Source organism: Lentzea pudingi (genome assembly GCF_014646255.1).
Lineage (GTDB): Bacteria > Actinomycetota > Actinomycetes > Mycobacteriales > Pseudonocardiaceae > Lentzea > Lentzea pudingi.
On sequence record NZ_BMNC01000005.1, the window covers coordinates 518,695 to 532,754 of the forward strand.

A 14,060-nucleotide genomic window follows, 5' to 3' on the forward strand; every position below is an offset into this window, starting at 1 on the left:
TTTGGGGACCGCTCACTTGAGCAGTGCGAGCCCGCCCATGAACGGCCGCAGCGCCACCGGGACGTTGACGGAGCCGTCGGCGTTCTGGTGGTTCTCCAGGATCGCGACGATCCACCGCGTGGTCGCCAGCGTGCCGTTGAGCGTGGCGGCGATCTGCGACTTGCCGTTCTCGTCGCGGTAGCGCACGTTCAGGCGGCGGGCCTGGAACGTCGTGCAGTTCGACGTCGACGTCAGCTCGCGGTACTTCTGCTGCGTCGGCACCCACGCCTCGCAGTCGAACTTGCGGTGCGCCGACGTGCCGAGGTCGCCCGTCGCCGTGTCGATGACGCGGTAGGGCACCTCGATCTTGGCGAGCATCTCCTCTTCCCAGCCGAGCAGCCTGGCGTGCTCCGCCTCGGCGTCCTCGGGCTTGACGTAGGAGAACATCTCGACCTTGTTGAACTGGTGCACGCGGATGATGCCGCGGGTGTCCTTGCCGTACGAACCGGCCTCGCGGCGGTAGCACGACGACCAGCCCGCGTACCGGCGCTCACCGTCGAGGATCTCGTCGGCGTGGTAGCCGGCGAGCGGCACCTCCGACGTGCCCACGAGGTACAGGTCGTCGGCCGGCAGGTGGTAGATCTCGCTCGAGTGCGCACCGAGGAACCCGGTGCCCGCCATGATCTCCGGCCGCACCAGCGTGGGCGTGATCATGAGCTCGAAGCCGTTGGCCGTGGCCTGCGCCGCCGCCATGTTGAGCAGCGCGAGCTCCAGCTGCGCGCCGACGCCCTTGAGGAAGTAGAACCTGCTGCCACCGACCTTGGCGCCGCGCTCCATGTCGATCGCGCCGAGCCTCGTGCCCAGGTCGAGGTGGTCGACGGGCTCGAAGTCGAACTCGCGGGGCTCGCCGACGGTCTTGATGACGCGGAAGTCGTCCTCGCCGCCGACCGGTGCGTCCGGGTGCACCAGGTTCGGGATCCTGGTGAGGAGCTCGTCGACCTCGGCGGCGGTGGCGTGCTGCTCGGCCTCGGCGGCCTTGACCTCCGCGGCCAGTTCCTTCGCCTTGACGAGCAACGCGGTGCGCTCGTCGCCCTTGGCCCTGCCGACCTCCTTGCCGAGCAACTTCTGCTCGGCGCGCAGGGTGTCCGCGCGGGAGATGGCGGAACGCCTGCGCTCGTCGGCGGACAGCAGGCTGTCGACGACGCCCTCGTCCTCGCCACGGGCACGCTGCGACGCGCGCACGATCTCCGGGTTCTCGCGCAACACCTTGAGGTCAATCACCCTGCGAAGGGTAGTCCCCACCCGATTCGCACTTCATCCGGATATCGAGGTCAGCGAGGCAGGCGCACGCAAAGGGACCCGGCGCCCCATGAGCACCGGGTCCCTCGGCACAGCGGGTGCTAGTGGCGCGTCTCGCAACGTTGGCGGCGTAATTCACGCTCAGCAGGGCGCCTCGCGGCACCGCCCCCACGCCCCCATACATCCAGTATGAGGACGTGAGGGCGGCACCACGACGCACCCGTCTGACCGCAAATTCCACCGGCAACGTTGCGAGCCACACCACTAGATGATCGCGACAGCCACCACGAGGCCCAGCGCCACGTGCGCGGCGGCCACGACGACGGAGGCAGGGGCGAAGCGGTCCGACTCGATCAGCGAGCCGATGTCCAGACGGGTCACCCACTCCAGCAACCGGACGGCCGCCACCTGCACGACGATGCCGAGAAGGCCGTAGATCAGAGCGGAGAGCAGGCCCTCGTCGAGCTTGCCCGCCGAACTGTAGATGGCGACGACGACGATCAGCGCCATCGAGACGAGGCCGGAGGCGGTGACGATCACGGCGTTCGGGGCGCCGTTGCGAACCAGGATCGACAGCTTGCCCGGGGTCGTCCAGTCGATCGCGTAGAAGCCGAACACCATGAGGACCAGACCGACGACGGCGTACAGCGCGATCGCGCCGATGCCCCGGCCGATGGCCGAGCCGAAGCCGGGGTCCAACGCGAGCGTCGTGTAGTCCATTACCTGTTCCCTTTCGGAGTCTTACTCAACAATTCGATGCGGCACGAACGCCGCGCCATCGTCGGTCACCAGACCGACCGTTTCCCGGATGCCGAGGCCCGCCGACGTGTCGCCGACGACCCAGGCACCCAACGCGGGGCGGTAGCCGTCGAACTCCGGAAGCGGATCGAACAGCTGGTACACGAAGCCTTCTTTGCCGTACACGCCACCGGTCTGCGTCTCGTAACCGGGAGCGACGATCTGGATGTTCGACCCCTCGCGGCCGAGCAGCGGCTTGCGCACGTACTCGGTGAGCATGCCGGGGTCGTTCAGGTAGGCCGGGAGCAGGTTGGGGTGGTCCGGGTACATCTCCCACAGGATCGCGAGCAGCGCCTTGTTGGAGAGCAGCATCTTCCACAGCGGCTCGACCCAGAGCGTGCCGGGCAGCGACTCGACGGCGTGGCGGCCGAACTGCTCCTCGACCACCCACTCCCACGGGTAGAGCTTGAAGACCGTGCCCATCGGGGACTCTTCGAGGTCGACGAACCGGTTGAGCAACGTGTCCCAGCCGACCTCCTCGATCGCGAGGCCCACGGTGTTCAGGCCCGCCTCGGCGGCCGTCTCCTGCAGGCAGGCGATGGTGAGGTGGTCCTCGCCGGACGGGTCGGCGCCCGACCAGGTGAAGTGCAGCTCACCGGAGGGCAGCTTGGCACCGATCTCCGTCCACTGCTCGACCAGGCGCTCGTGCAGCGAGTTCCACTGGTCGGCGTCCGGGAAGACGTCTTCCTTCCAGTACCACTGGATGTACGCGGCCTCGAGCAGCGAGGTGGGGGTGTCGGCGTTGTACTCGAGCATCTTCGCCGGGCCGGAGCCGTCGTAGCGCAGGTCGAAGCGCCCGTAGACGTGCGGGTCGCGGCGGCGCCACGACTCGGCGATGTGCGGCCACACCCACTCGGGGATGCCGAAGTCGCGGTAGCGCTCGGTGAGGACGACGTTGTCGACCGCGTCGAGGCACATGGAGTGGAGCAGTTCGACGTCGGCTTCCAGAGCGAGGATCTCGCTCATCTCGAACACGTAGTGCACCGACTCGTCCCAGTACGGCCGGTCGGCGCCGTTCGCGTACTTCGCGGGCAGCCCGAACACCAACCCCTGGTCAGAGACCGTCCGCTGCCAGTTCGGCCGCGGCTGTGAGGTTTCACGACGCAACTGCGCTCAGCCTCCGCTGCTGGAGGAGCCGCTGCTGACGCCGAAGCCGCCGCGCTGGACCGACGTGCCCGACTTCGTCGTCACGTTCGCGCCCTTGGGGACGGTGTAGCTGCCGCCCACGGCCTTCTGGCCGACCGAGCCGGAGCCGCCGTAGTTGTAGCGGTACGAGGTGCCGCCGATGTAGATGAAGCCACCGCTCGTGTACCCACCGTGGCTGCGGTAGTACGACTCGTCGCAGTAGTCGTCGTCGACGATCACGTTGTTCGAGTCGGTGCACTGCGCGGTGACGTTCTTCGGGCTCGCGGCCGCGTACCAGATCGCGACGAGCGCGACCACGCCGACGGTGACGCCACCGCCGATGAGCAGGCGCTTGCGCGTCTTGCGCTTCTTCTCGAACGCGGCGGACTCGGCGGCGAACCGCTCCTGCTGCGCCTTCAGCGCGGCGGCACGAGCGCGTTGCTCGGCGACCGTGGCCTGGCGCGGCTTGGTCACGCCGGCCTGTTGCTGGCGCACCTTGCCCTTGGTCGGCGGCTGGTTCGGACCGGCCTGCTGCGGCGCAGGCTGGTAGGCCGGCGGACGGCCGGGCTGTTGAGGCTGGCCGGGCTGTCCCGACGGCGGCCCAGGCTGGGGCGTCGGCTGGCCAGGTCCTGGCAGGTTGTTGTCAGTCATCACCACTCCCGCGGGCAAGGTACCTAGCGAGACAGCTGAAACATGGCCATTTGAGTGACGAGTGTCCTAATAGCAACACTCGACCCAACCCGGCGCACAGCCGTCTCACACGGCACGGGCATCATGGATGAGATGTCTCCGAGCGCCGGTTGGTTGAGTCGATCCGGTCACATCCGCGACACGCGGCTTGTGATGGCCGGTGCCTTCGTGGGCGCATTCGGCCTGCTGATGTTGTCCGCGTTCACGTCAGTGCTGGCAGGAGGCCCGCTCAGCACCAAACGCGAGCTCGTCAACGCCGCGTACCAGGCCGTCGCGGGCGAGTGCCTCAACTGGGAGAAGCCCGACCTGTCCGACGCGCAGAAGGTCGACTGCGCCGCCGCGCACAAGTTCGAGGTCACCGGCACGGCCGACATCACCGGCGCGTACCCGAAGGAAGCGCCGTTCCCGAACGCCGAGGCCTGGGAGAAGATCGCGCAGGAAAACTGCGCCCAGGCGTCGACCACGTACATGGCGGGCAAGCTCGACCCCAAGGGCAAGTACGGCGTCGGCACCCTGAACCCGGACCAGAACCGCTGGTCGAGCGGTTACCGGCAGCTGAGGTGCGGCCTGCAGGTCACAGCTCCGTCCGGCGCCCCGCTGCCGTCGTTCGGCAGCGCGAAGACCCAGGACCAGTCCGCCGTCTACGACCCGGGCGTCTGCGTCTCGCTGGCCGGGAACAACACGGTGGGTGACCCGATCGAGTGCGCCAAGCCGCACGCGTTCGAGATCGTCGGCGTCGTGCAACACGCCGAGGGCCCGTTCGTGGCGCTGGAGGCACAGGACGCCCTGATGTCCGAGAGGTGCGCGGCGATCGCCACCGAGTACACCGGCGGCGCCGACCTGAAGGCCAAGAACCTGCTGGTCACCTGGGACACGCGCGCCGAGGAGAGCTGGGCCGTCGGCTCCCGCAAGGCCAACTGCAAGATCGGCGCGGTCCCCCAGGGCACCAACCTGGTGGCGTGGGAGGGCTCGGTCCGCAACCCGAACGGCGCCCCGCTGACCACCGCGAACCCGCCGCAGACCACCTCGGTCAGGGCCCAGGACGAGCCGACCGGCGCGCCGCTGCACTCCGAGTCGGGCAAGCCGCCGTCGGAGTCCGGCAAGCCCTCCGACTCCGGGCAGCCCGACAAGCCGTCCTCCAGTGCCCCCACCACGACGTCCGAGAACCGATGACCGTCGAGATGACCAGGGCTCGCTTCGACGAGCTGGTCGAAGAGGCGCTCGACCTGGTCCCGCCCGACTTCATGCACGCGATGAACAACGTCGTGGTGCTGGTCGAGGACCGCAACCCCGACGAGCCGTCACTGCTCGGGCTCTACCAGGGCATCGCGCTGACCGAGCGCAACTCCGACTACGGCGGCTCGCTGCCCGACCACATCTTCATCTACCGCGAGGCGATCCTCGACATCTGCCACACCGAGGAGGACGTGGTGGAGGAGGTCATCATCACGGTGGTGCACGAGATCGCGCACCACTTCGGGGTGGACGACGCCAGGCTGCACGAGCTGGGCTGGGGCTGATGGCCCTGCGTGCCGAGGCCGGCCTCCCCCGCGCGGGTGAGCCGGGCTAGATCTCCACGCCCGCCCACGACCGGCACACCCAGCCGTCACCCTCGGTCTCCAGCACCACGACCCCGGTGTTCGGCAGCAGGTTCTCCGCCAGCTCCACCGGCACGTTCGACGCGAGCGCCAGCGCGCCCATCCGTCCCGCGCCGCCGTGGGTGACCACCATGACGGTGCCGTCGGACCGGATGGTCGAGATGGCGCCGAGGAACCGGTCCAGCACCTGCTGCCCGGTCTCGCCGCCGCCGGGGAACGCGACGTCCAGGTCGCCCTCGGCCCAGCGGATCACGGTCTCGAGGTAGGTCTGGTAGGCCTCGGTGTCGTTGCGGCCCTCGAGCGAGCCGACCTGGATCTCCTCGATGCCCTGGAGGATCTGCACGGGCAGGCCGAAGCGTTCGGCGGTCGGTGCCGCGGTCTGCTGGGCGCGCAGGCCGATGCTCGCGTGGACGGCGGTGATCTGCTCGCCCGCGAGGGTGTCGGCCAGTTCGCGGGCCTGCTTGTGGCCCAGTTCGGTGAGCGGGGGGCCCGGCATGGCCGTGTCCAGCTTGCGCTCGATGTTCGACGCCGTCTCACCGTGCCTGACCAGCAGGAGCTTCACCCGCGCTCGCCCTTTCTGACAGCATCGACCCAGGAGGCGGCTGCGGCGAACTCGGCGTTGTGAGCCTCGACGGGCTCGTGGTCGGCCTTCGGGAAGGACCCGAGGAACCGGATCTCGCGCGAGTGTCGGTGCAGCGCGGCCAGCGCGTCACCGATCCTCGGCTCTGCGATGTGCCCCTCGACGTCGATGTAGAAGCGGTACGTCCCCAGTTTGCCCTTCTGGGGGCGCGATTCGAGGCCGGTGAGATTGATGCCACGCAACGCCAGCTCGGTGAGCAGTTCGGACAGCACGCCGACGCGGTCCGGGGTGGTCACGACGACGCTCGTGCGGTCTGCGCCGGTCGGCTGCGGCAGCTGACCCGGACGGCGCAGCAGCAGGAACCTCGTGCGCGCGTCGGGCACGTCCAGGACGTCCGTGGCGTACTCGTCGAGCTTGTAGTGGTGCACGGCCACAGGAGCGGTCACGGCGGCGTCGAACTCGCCGCGTTCCACGTCGGCGGCGGCCGAGGCGGTCGAGGAGGTGGCGATCGAGGTGACGCCGGGGAGCTCAGCGGCGATCCACTCGCGGACCTGGGCCAGCGCGTGCGGGTGCGAGGCGATGGTCCTGATCTCGGTGGTCCCCGGCCGGACCAGGATGCTGAACCGGACGTCCAGCACGGTCTCGGCCACGGCGACGACCGGCTCGTCGCGCACGAGGGCGTCCAGCGTCGCGGGCACGGCCCCTTCGACGGAGTTCTCGATCGGCACGCACGCGAACTCGGTGTCGCCGGCGCGCACGGCGGCGAACGCGAGCGGGATCGTCTCGACCGGGACCAGTTCCCCCTCGAACCGCATGGCTGCCTGCTCGGTGAAGGTGCCCTGTGGTCCGAAGTACGCAATGCGCGGCATCAGGTCAGCGTAGTGCGGCGATCAGAGGCGGAAATCACGCCTGTGTCCGGCGCCAAACCTGGGTTCCGCCGGGACCGTTCGAACTGGAATGCTTGGGGCGTGCCCGCTCTAGCGCCTGAACTCGTGTTGTGCGCGGTCGACGAACCGATGGCGAACGCCTGGCTCGCCGTGGCTGACGGACGCACCGGCGTGACGGTGCACCGCGGGTCCGTTCTGGACATCCACGCGCAGGCCATCGTCAGCCCGGCGAACTCGCAGGGCTGGATGCGCGGTGGCATCGACGCCGTCTACGCCACGGCCTTCCCCCAGGTCGAGAACAACGTCCGCAGCGCCGTCCTCGCGCTGCACGGCGGTGAGCTCCCGGTGGGCGAGGCGCAGATCGTGGCGACCGGCGAGACCGAGCCGGCGTGGCTCATCAGCGCCCCGACGATGCGCAGGCCCGGCGAACGGCTGCCGGTCGACACCGTCCACCCCTACCTCGCCGCACGGGCCGTGCTGATGCTCTGGCTCACCGGGCGCCTGGAGGACGGCACGCCGGTGCGCGACGCCGTCCGGACCATCGCGATGCCGGGTCTGGGCACCGGGGTGGGGGGCGTCGCACCGTCCACGTGCGCCCACCAGGTCGCCGCCGCGTGGGACGAGGCGTTCAACCCGCTGCACGTGTGACGGAGGTTGTCCACAGGACTTGTGCACAACCCTGTGGACAGAGCTGTGGACACTTGTGGACTACTGCCGTGGCGCGACCCATCGTTCGAGGTCGACCTCGTCCGTGATGGGGATGCCGAACTCTCCGACCGCGGGGATCTCGGGCTTGAGCTTGCGCGCCTCGCGGACCGCGTCCGGTCTCAGCGCCGTGAGCTTGAACCCGCGGCGCTGGTAGAAGCGGATCGCGTCGAGGTTGTCGTTCGTGGTCGTCAGGCGCACCCGGTTGCAGCCGAGCGTGCGTGCCTGCCGAACCGCGGCGTCGACCAGCGCGGTGCCGACGCCGCGGCCCCTTCGCAGCGCGTCGATCGTCACGATCTCCAACTGGTGGTTCGCCACCGCGTAGGTCAGCAGACCCAGCACGTGCCCCTGCTTCTCCACGAGGAAGCCCGGCAGACTCGCCGGGAAGAACACCTCACCGTGCGCGACGGAGGTGTGCGCTCCCCATAGCTCGAGAACCAGTCGGGCGACAACTATGCGATCTGCTTCCTCGACCGGTCGTACCGAGCCTTCTGCCATGACAAGAACTGTGCCAATTCGAGTCACACTCAGGAACAGCCATTCGACGTACGGTGGATTCGTGCCAGTGCGCGTTCTGTTGGTTGATGATCACGAAGTTGTGCGCAGAGGACTGCGCGAGATGCTCGACGACGAGATGGACATCTCGGTCGTCGCCGAGGCCGGTTCCGTCGACGAGGCGGTGACGCGGGCTCGGAAGACCCCGGCCGACGTGGCGGTGGTCGACGTCCAGCTGCCGGACGGCAGCGGCGTCGACCTGTGCCGGTCGTTGCGGGACCTTGGCATTCGTTGCCTCGTGCTGACCGCATTCGACGACGAAGAAGCGCTCGTCGGCGCGATCATGGCCGGGGCGTCGGGGTATCTGCTCAAGCAGGTTCGGGGTCAGGACGTCGTCACGGCCGTGCGCGAGGTCGCAGCTGGACGGTCCCTTCTGGATCCCGCGACCACAAGCCGGGTACTCGAACGGATGCGCAATCCGGCCCCGGTCGGCCTCACCGACCAGGAACAGCGCGTGCTCGAACTCATCGGTGAGGGCCTCACGAACCGCCAAATCGGTGAACGGCTCTTCCTCGCGGAGAAGACCGTCAAGAACTACGTGACGTCCGTTCTGTCGAAACTCGGCATGGAACGGCGGACGCAAGCCGCCGCCTGGGTGGCTAAACGGGGACGGACCAGGTGAGCGTCGTCCCGTTCGGCGAACTCACGACGCGGAAATCGCCGCTCGCGGACTTCGCCCGTTCGGCGAGGTGCCGCAGCCCGCGCTGAGTCACGCCGGACGGGATGCCGCAGCCGTTGTCCGCGACACGCAGCAGCAGGTGCTTCTCATCGCGCCGTACGTCGATCTGGACGTGCGTCGCGCCCGAGTGCCGCACGACGTTCGACAGCGCCTCACGCAACGCCGCCCGCGCGTCGTCGGCGTGCCTGCGCGGCACGTTCGCCAGGTCGCCGGCCACGTGCAGGCGCGGCGAGAAGCCGAGCAGCTCACCGGCCGTGCGGACCTCGGCCTTGATCGAGTCGTGCAGGTCGGCGGAGTCGGCCGGGTCGGTGTTGCGCAGCTTGCGGACGGTCGCGCGGACCTCGGCGATCGTCTCGTCGACCAGGTCGACGGCCTCCTCGATGCGGGCGCGCTGACCGGCGTCGAGCTGCTTGCCCAGCCGGCGTTGCAGCAGGTTGATCTGCACGCCGGCGCCGTAGAGCCGTTGGATGATCACGTCGTGCAGGTCGCGGGCGATCCGTTCGCGCTCCTCGTAGACCGCGACGCGCTGCCGGGCCGTGAAGCCCTCGGACAGCACGACCGCGAGGCCCGCCTGGGCCGCGAACGCCGTCAGCACGTCCACCGTCTCCTGCGTGAACGGCGGTTTGTCCCTGCGCCGGTACACCGCCAAAGCACCGATCTTGCGGTCCGAGGTGCCGAACGGCGCCACCGCGAACGGCCCGTACGTCCTCAGCGCGTGCGGCACGTACGGGGCGGTGCGCGGGTCGCTCGTGACGTCGTCGGCCATCACCGGGACGCCCGTGCGCGCGGCCTTGGCGGCGGCGCTGCGCGGGCTGAGCGTCGCGACGATCGGCTCACCGCTCGACGCCTCGACGGTCAGCGTGCCGTCGTCGTCCTCGGTGGCGAGCATGGCGAGGCCGAGGTCGGCGTCCGCGATCTCCGCGGCCGCCTCCACCACGAGCCGCAGCACGTTCTCCGGGTCTTCCAGCGCCGCCGACGTGATCTCGGTGGACGCGACGAGCACGCGCCGCGCCAGAGAGGGGTCCATGGTCCTCAACGGTATGCGGGAGTGCCGAGGTCCAGCACCAGGTCCGCCCTCGCCGCCTCGTCCGGGCGGTGCGTGATGTGCAGAACGGTCCTGCCGTCCTGCCTGAGCCGCTCGAGGAGCCCGCGCGCGGTCGGCTCGTCGAGGTGCGCGGTGGGCTCGTCGAGCAGCACTACGTCCGCGTCGTGCAGCAAAGCCCGCGCCAGCGCCAGCCGTTGCGCCTCACCGCCCGACACCTGGTCGGGCCTGATCACCGTGTCGAGCCGGTCGACCCAGTCCGGCAGGCACGCGTCGCGCAGGGCCTGGCGCAACGCCTCGTCGTCGTGCTGACCCGACATCCGCAGGTTCTCCCTCACGGTCGTGCTGACCAGCATCGGCTCCTGCGGGCACCACGTGGCGCGCGGCAGTTCGACGATCCCCCGCTCCGGCTGCAGGAAGCCCAGGAGCAGCGCGAACAGCGTCGACTTGCCACTGCCCGACGGCCCCACGACCGCGACGTGCGTACCGGGCTCGATGTTGAGGTGCAGGTCCCTCAACGTCGGTTCGGTCGCGCCGGGCCAGCGGACGTCCACGTTCTCCAGCCGGATCCGCTTGCCCCGAGGCCGTTCGGGTCGTTCCGGCGCGTCGAACTGAAGCCTTGCTGATGCCTCGCGCAACGCCCTGCGCTGCTGGGCGGCAAGCGGCAACGCGGCTAACGGCTCGGCGAGCGCGAGCGGCACCAACCCCAGCACGGGGTTGCCGGTCGTGGCGCAGACCAGGGCCGCCGCCCCGGTCGCGAGCAGCACGATCGCCGTGGCCGCACCCGTGCCAAACGCTTGCCGTCGAGTCTGCCGCGCGAGCTCGAGGTCCTCGGCGTGCAGCCGGTCCAGCAGGCGGTGGTGGGCGTCGTGCGCGATGAGGTCCGGCGCGGCGGTGAGGGCGTTGATCGTGTCGCGGGCGACCTTGCGGCGCCCCCTGGCGAGCTTCGTGCTGGCCCGCCGCTCGGTCCACACAGCTACCGCCGGTGCGGCCAAGCCTGCCGCGAGCAGCAGACCGCCCAACGTGAGCGCCGCAGCCAGGTCGATGAACGCGAATAGGACCGTCGTCGCGACACCGGCGCCAATGGCGACGACCGGCGGCACGAGCACGCGCGGCACGAGGTCTCTCACCGTGTCGGTGTCCTCAACGAGCCGTTGCAGGCCATCACGCCGTTGAGTCCGCACGAGCCTGAGCCACAGCTCCGCGCGCAGCTTGTTCGCAAGACGGAACGTCTCGTCGTGCGTGACCAGCCGCTCGACGTACCGCAGCACGCCCTTGCTCAGCGCGAACGTCCGCACGCCCACAACCAGCACCGACAGCGTCAGGATCGGCGGCATCTCGGCGGCCCGCGCGATCAGGTGGGCGGCTAACGCGGTCAACGCGATGCCCGCCATGGCCGCGAGCACGCCCAGCGCGGCACCCTTCCACGGGATCGGCAGACGCTTCGGACGTTCCTGCACGGTCTCGTCGGTGACAGTTCGCGCGAACGTCTCGTCGTCGGTCGCCTCCTTCTCGCGGTGCGACGCGAGGACAACGGCAGCCGTGGCGCTGGCTCGCTTGATCGCTTTGTCGACTTCGCGACTTGTCACCGGGTCGAGGTGCGCGGTCGGTTCGTCGAGCAAGAGCACCGTCGCACCGTGACGCACCCTCAGCAGGGCGCGCGCGACTGCGACGCGTTGGCGTTCACCGGTCGAGAGGTCCGTGATCCGGCGGTCGAGCAGATGAACGGCCACGACGTCTTCCGCGATCTGCTCGATGTCCTCGGCGCCGGGAACCGTCAGCTCCAACTCGGCCCGGGGCGTCGCGGCGGCGAACGCGGGCTTCTGCGGCACGTACGCGATGTCGCCGACCACGTGCGCGGTGCCGTCCGTCGGCTCCACGAAGCCGAGCAGCACTCCGAACGTTGTCGACTTTCCGGCACCGCTCGCGCCTTCAAGTCGATAAATCTCCCCTGGCCGGACGCTGAAGCTCAGGCCGTCGGGCGCGAACCCGCCTCGCCGCAGTACCCGCAGGCCGTCGACTTGGACGCTGCCGACGTGCGCGTTGCCGACGTGCGCATTGCCGATCTGCACGGCGCCGGCTTGCGCGTTGCCGACCTGCGCGTTGTCCGCAATGTCGATTGTCGCATTGTTAACATTCCTACAATCGTACTTTCGTACAACCGCCCGGCCCTGGTGGTCAACCACGTCGGCCGCACGCCGGACTGCTTCCAGCCCACCTTCGCCCCCGCGATCAACCACCTCGGCCACGCGCCGGACCGCTTCCAGGCCGTCCTCGCTGGCGTGGTGGGCGGCACCGGCCGCGCGCAACGGCAAGTAGCACTCGGGCGCTAGGATCAGCACGACCAGTGCGGTCATCAGCGTCATGTCGCCGTGCACGAGCCGGATGCCGACGCCGACCGCGATCAGCGCAACGCTCAACGACGCGGCGATCTCCAGCACCAGCGCTGACAGGAATGCGATCCGGAGCGTGCCCATCGTGGCCTTGCGGTGCTGCTCGCCGATCTGCTCGACCGCACTCGCCTGCTGCTTGGCGCGACCGAAGACGGTGAGCACTGGCAGAGCGCGGAGCAGTTCCATGAGTTGGGCCGACAGCAGTTCGGTGACGTCGGCGGCCTTGCGGACGCGCTTCTCGGTGTACCAGCCGATCAGCGCGGCGAAGACCGGGATCAGCGGCACGGTGACCGCGATCAGCACGGCCGACGGCCAGTCGGTGAAGAGGATCCACGCGCCGGCCAGTGGCGGCACGATCACGGCCGTGACCAGCGCGGGGAGGTAGCGGGTGAAGTAGGCGTCGAGTGCGTCGAGGCCCTTGGTCGCGAGCACCGACAGCTCGGCGGTGCCGCGTTCGGCGATCCAGCCGGGGCCGTGTTCGAACGACTTGGCCAGCAGTTGGGTCCGTAGCTCTTCCTTCGCGCCGGCGGCGGCACGGGCTGCGGCGCTTTCCGTGGCCCATGACAGGCCTGCGCGCGCGAGGATCGCCACGGCCAGCAGCGGTAGGCCCTCGCGGGTCGTGATCACCGACGCCAGCGCGACGGCCTGGGCGACGAGCGCCAGGGAGTTGAGGAACGCCAGCGCGCCCACCCCGACGAGGGCGCGCCTGGCGTTCCTGGAGAGCTGGGGCAGAGCTCCCAGCGGGCCTCGCTTCATCAGCGCGCTGCCGGGATGTTCTGCACGCCGATGCGCTTGCGGAACACCCAGTACGTCCAGCCCTGGTAGACGAGCACCGCGGGGGTGCCGAAGCCGGCGACCCACGTGATCACCTCCAGCGTGTACGGGCTCGACGCGCTGTTGGCGACGGTGAGCGACCACGCGTCGTTGAGCGTCGACGGCAGGACGTTCGGGTAGAGCGTGCCGAACAGGATTGCAACGGTGGCCGCGATCGCGAGGCCCATCAACGCGAACGACTGACCGTCGCGGTCTGCTGCCAGCCGCCACATCGCGGCGCCGAGGATCGCCACGACCACGGCGGCCCAGAGTCCCGCCACGATCGCGAGCAGTGCCACGAGCGGCAGAAGTGCGACGGGCGCAAGCGTCAGAGCCACGCGGCGGGCCCGTTCGCGGATCTCGCCCTCGGTCTTCAACGCCGTGAACACCGCGCCGTGCACCAGTGCGTAGCCCGCGAAGGCGAGCGCCCCGACGATCGTGTCGAGTCGAATCGCCGCGAAGGGACCGCCGACGCGGTCGCCGTTCGCGTCGATCGGCAGGCCCAGCACCGTCGTCGAGATCAGCAGGCCGACGCAGAGGGTGGCGGTCCACGAGCCCGCGACGATGGTGAAGTCCCAGGCCTTGCGCCAGCGCGGGTTGTCGACCTTGCCGCGGTAGTCGAACGCGACGCCGCGGCCGATCAACGCGATGAGGAACAACGTCAGTGGCAGGTACGCGGCGCTCAGAAGCGCCGCGTACCAGCCGGGGAAGGCCGCGAACGTGGCACCGATCGCGACGATGAGCCACACCTCGTTGCCGTCCCAGACCGGCCCGATGGTGTTGATCATGACCCGGCGTTCGCGGTTGTCGCGCCCCAGAACGGGCAGCAGCATGCCGACGCCGAAGTCGAAACCTTCGAGGAACAGGTAGCCGAGCCACAGCACGGCGATGAGCACGAACCAGAGCGTTTCCACGTC

14 protein-coding genes are annotated in these 14,060 nt (G+C 69.5%); 4 read left to right on the forward strand and 10 right to left on the reverse strand.

Annotated elements, in window-relative coordinates; translation table 11 throughout:
• Positions 1-12 precede the first annotated feature (12 nt).
• The 4 genes from serS to IEY88_RS21335 form a co-directional block, all read right to left on the reverse strand.
• The gene (serS, locus tag IEY88_RS21320; RefSeq protein WP_189156526.1) at positions 13-1,260 is read right to left on the reverse strand and encodes a serine--tRNA ligase; all 1,248 of its coding nucleotides are present in this window, start codon (positions 1,258-1,260) and stop codon (positions 13-15) included.
• A gap of 282 nt (positions 1,261-1,542) precedes the next feature.
• Entirely contained in the window at positions 1,543-1,998 is a 456-nt protein-coding gene (locus tag IEY88_RS21325; RefSeq protein ID WP_189156527.1) for a DUF350 domain-containing protein, read from the reverse strand.
• Between the two features lie 21 nt (positions 1,999-2,019).
• Positions 2,020-3,183 (reverse strand): glutathionylspermidine synthase family protein, encoded by a 1,164-nt coding sequence (locus IEY88_RS21330; RefSeq protein ID WP_189156528.1) that lies wholly within the window; start codon positions 3,181-3,183, stop codon positions 2,020-2,022.
• Positions 3,184-3,189: 6 nt separating this feature from the next.
• Positions 3,190-3,852, reverse strand: a complete 663-nt coding sequence (locus IEY88_RS21335) for a hypothetical protein (RefSeq protein WP_229693601.1) — start codon at positions 3,850-3,852, stop codon at positions 3,190-3,192.
• Positions 3,853-4,059: 207 nt separating this feature from the next.
• On the opposite strand from IEY88_RS21335, the gene IEY88_RS21340 reads away from it, so the two are divergent.
• A complete protein-coding gene (locus IEY88_RS21340; RefSeq protein WP_229693602.1) occupies positions 4,060-5,064 on the forward strand; it encodes a septum formation family protein in 1,005 nt (334 codons plus the stop codon).
• The gene (locus IEY88_RS21345) at positions 5,061-5,411 is read left to right on the forward strand and encodes a metallopeptidase family protein (RefSeq protein ID WP_189156530.1); all 351 of its coding nucleotides are present in this window, start codon (positions 5,061-5,063) and stop codon (positions 5,409-5,411) included. Before IEY88_RS21340 ends, IEY88_RS21345 begins: the two co-directional genes overlap by 4 nt.
• A gap of 46 nt (positions 5,412-5,457) precedes the next feature.
• Here the strand turns inward: IEY88_RS21345 and IEY88_RS21350 are convergent, their stop codons facing one another.
• Positions 5,458-6,051 (reverse strand): histidine phosphatase family protein, encoded by a 594-nt coding sequence (locus IEY88_RS21350; protein WP_189156531.1) that lies wholly within the window; start codon positions 6,049-6,051, stop codon positions 5,458-5,460.
• A complete protein-coding gene (gene pheA / locus IEY88_RS21355; protein ID WP_189156532.1) occupies positions 6,048-6,938 on the reverse strand; it encodes a prephenate dehydratase in 891 nt (296 codons plus the stop codon). Before pheA ends, IEY88_RS21350 begins: the two co-directional genes overlap by 4 nt.
• Before the next feature lie 147 nt (positions 6,939-7,085).
• Between pheA and IEY88_RS21360 the strand changes: the two genes are divergently transcribed.
• Positions 7,086-7,604, forward strand: a complete 519-nt coding sequence (locus tag IEY88_RS21360) for a macro domain-containing protein (RefSeq protein WP_189156670.1) — start codon at positions 7,086-7,088, stop codon at positions 7,602-7,604.
• A gap of 60 nt (positions 7,605-7,664) precedes the next feature.
• On the opposite strand, the gene IEY88_RS21365 is transcribed toward IEY88_RS21360, so the two are convergent.
• A complete protein-coding gene (locus IEY88_RS21365) occupies positions 7,665-8,159 on the reverse strand; it encodes a GNAT family N-acetyltransferase (RefSeq protein WP_189156533.1) in 495 nt (164 codons plus the stop codon).
• 61 nt (positions 8,160-8,220) lie between these two features.
• Here IEY88_RS21365 and IEY88_RS21370 point away from each other — a divergent pair, with 61 nt between their 5' ends.
• Positions 8,221-8,838: a response regulator gene (locus IEY88_RS21370; RefSeq protein WP_268241254.1), complete on the forward strand. Its 618-nt coding sequence runs from the start codon at positions 8,221-8,223 to the stop codon at positions 8,836-8,838.
• On the opposite strand, the gene IEY88_RS21375 is transcribed toward IEY88_RS21370, so the two are convergent.
• The 3 genes from IEY88_RS21375 to cydB are packed head-to-tail and all read right to left on the reverse strand — an operon-like array spanning position 8,816 to position 14,057.
• Complete coding sequence (locus IEY88_RS21375; protein WP_189156535.1) at positions 8,816-9,922, reverse strand: GAF domain-containing sensor histidine kinase; 1,107 nt, start codon at positions 9,920-9,922, stop codon at positions 8,816-8,818. The genes IEY88_RS21370 and IEY88_RS21375 overlap by 23 nt on opposite strands.
• Positions 9,923-9,927: 5 nt before the next feature.
• Complete coding sequence (gene cydD / locus IEY88_RS21380) at positions 9,928-13,086, reverse strand: thiol reductant ABC exporter subunit CydD (protein WP_189156536.1); 3,159 nt, start codon at positions 13,084-13,086, stop codon at positions 9,928-9,930.
• Entirely contained in the window at positions 13,086-14,057 is a 972-nt protein-coding gene (cydB, locus tag IEY88_RS21385) for a cytochrome d ubiquinol oxidase subunit II (RefSeq protein WP_189156537.1), read from the reverse strand. Before cydB ends, cydD begins: the two co-directional genes overlap by 1 nt.
• Positions 14,058-14,060 lie beyond the last annotated feature (3 nt).

Bases quoted from the DNA above. Each gene is read 5' to 3' on its own strand.
- IEY88_RS21325 (WP_189156527.1), bottom strand. From the start codon at position 1,998: ATGGACTACACGACGCTCGCGTTGGACCCCGGCTTCGGCTCGGCCATC.
- IEY88_RS21335 (WP_229693601.1), bottom strand. From the start codon at position 3,852: ATGACTGACAACAACCTGCCAGGACCTGGCCAGCCGACGCCCCAGCCT.
- IEY88_RS21345 (WP_189156530.1), top strand. From the start codon at position 5,061: ATGACCGTCGAGATGACCAGGGCTCGCTTCGACGAGCTGGTCGAAGAG.
- pheA (WP_189156532.1), bottom strand. From the start codon at position 6,938: ATGCCGCGCATTGCGTACTTCGGACCACAGGGCACCTTCACCGAGCAG.
- IEY88_RS21360 (WP_189156670.1), top strand. From the start codon at position 7,086: ATGGCGAACGCCTGGCTCGCCGTGGCTGACGGACGCACCGGCGTGACG.
- IEY88_RS21365 (WP_189156533.1), bottom strand. From the start codon at position 8,159: ATGGCAGAAGGCTCGGTACGACCGGTCGAGGAAGCAGATCGCATAGTT.
- IEY88_RS21375 (WP_189156535.1), bottom strand. From the start codon at position 9,922: ATGGACCCCTCTCTGGCGCGGCGCGTGCTCGTCGCGTCCACCGAGATC.
- cydD (WP_189156536.1), bottom strand. From the start codon at position 13,086: ATGAAGCGAGGCCCGCTGGGAGCTCTGCCCCAGCTCTCCAGGAACGCC.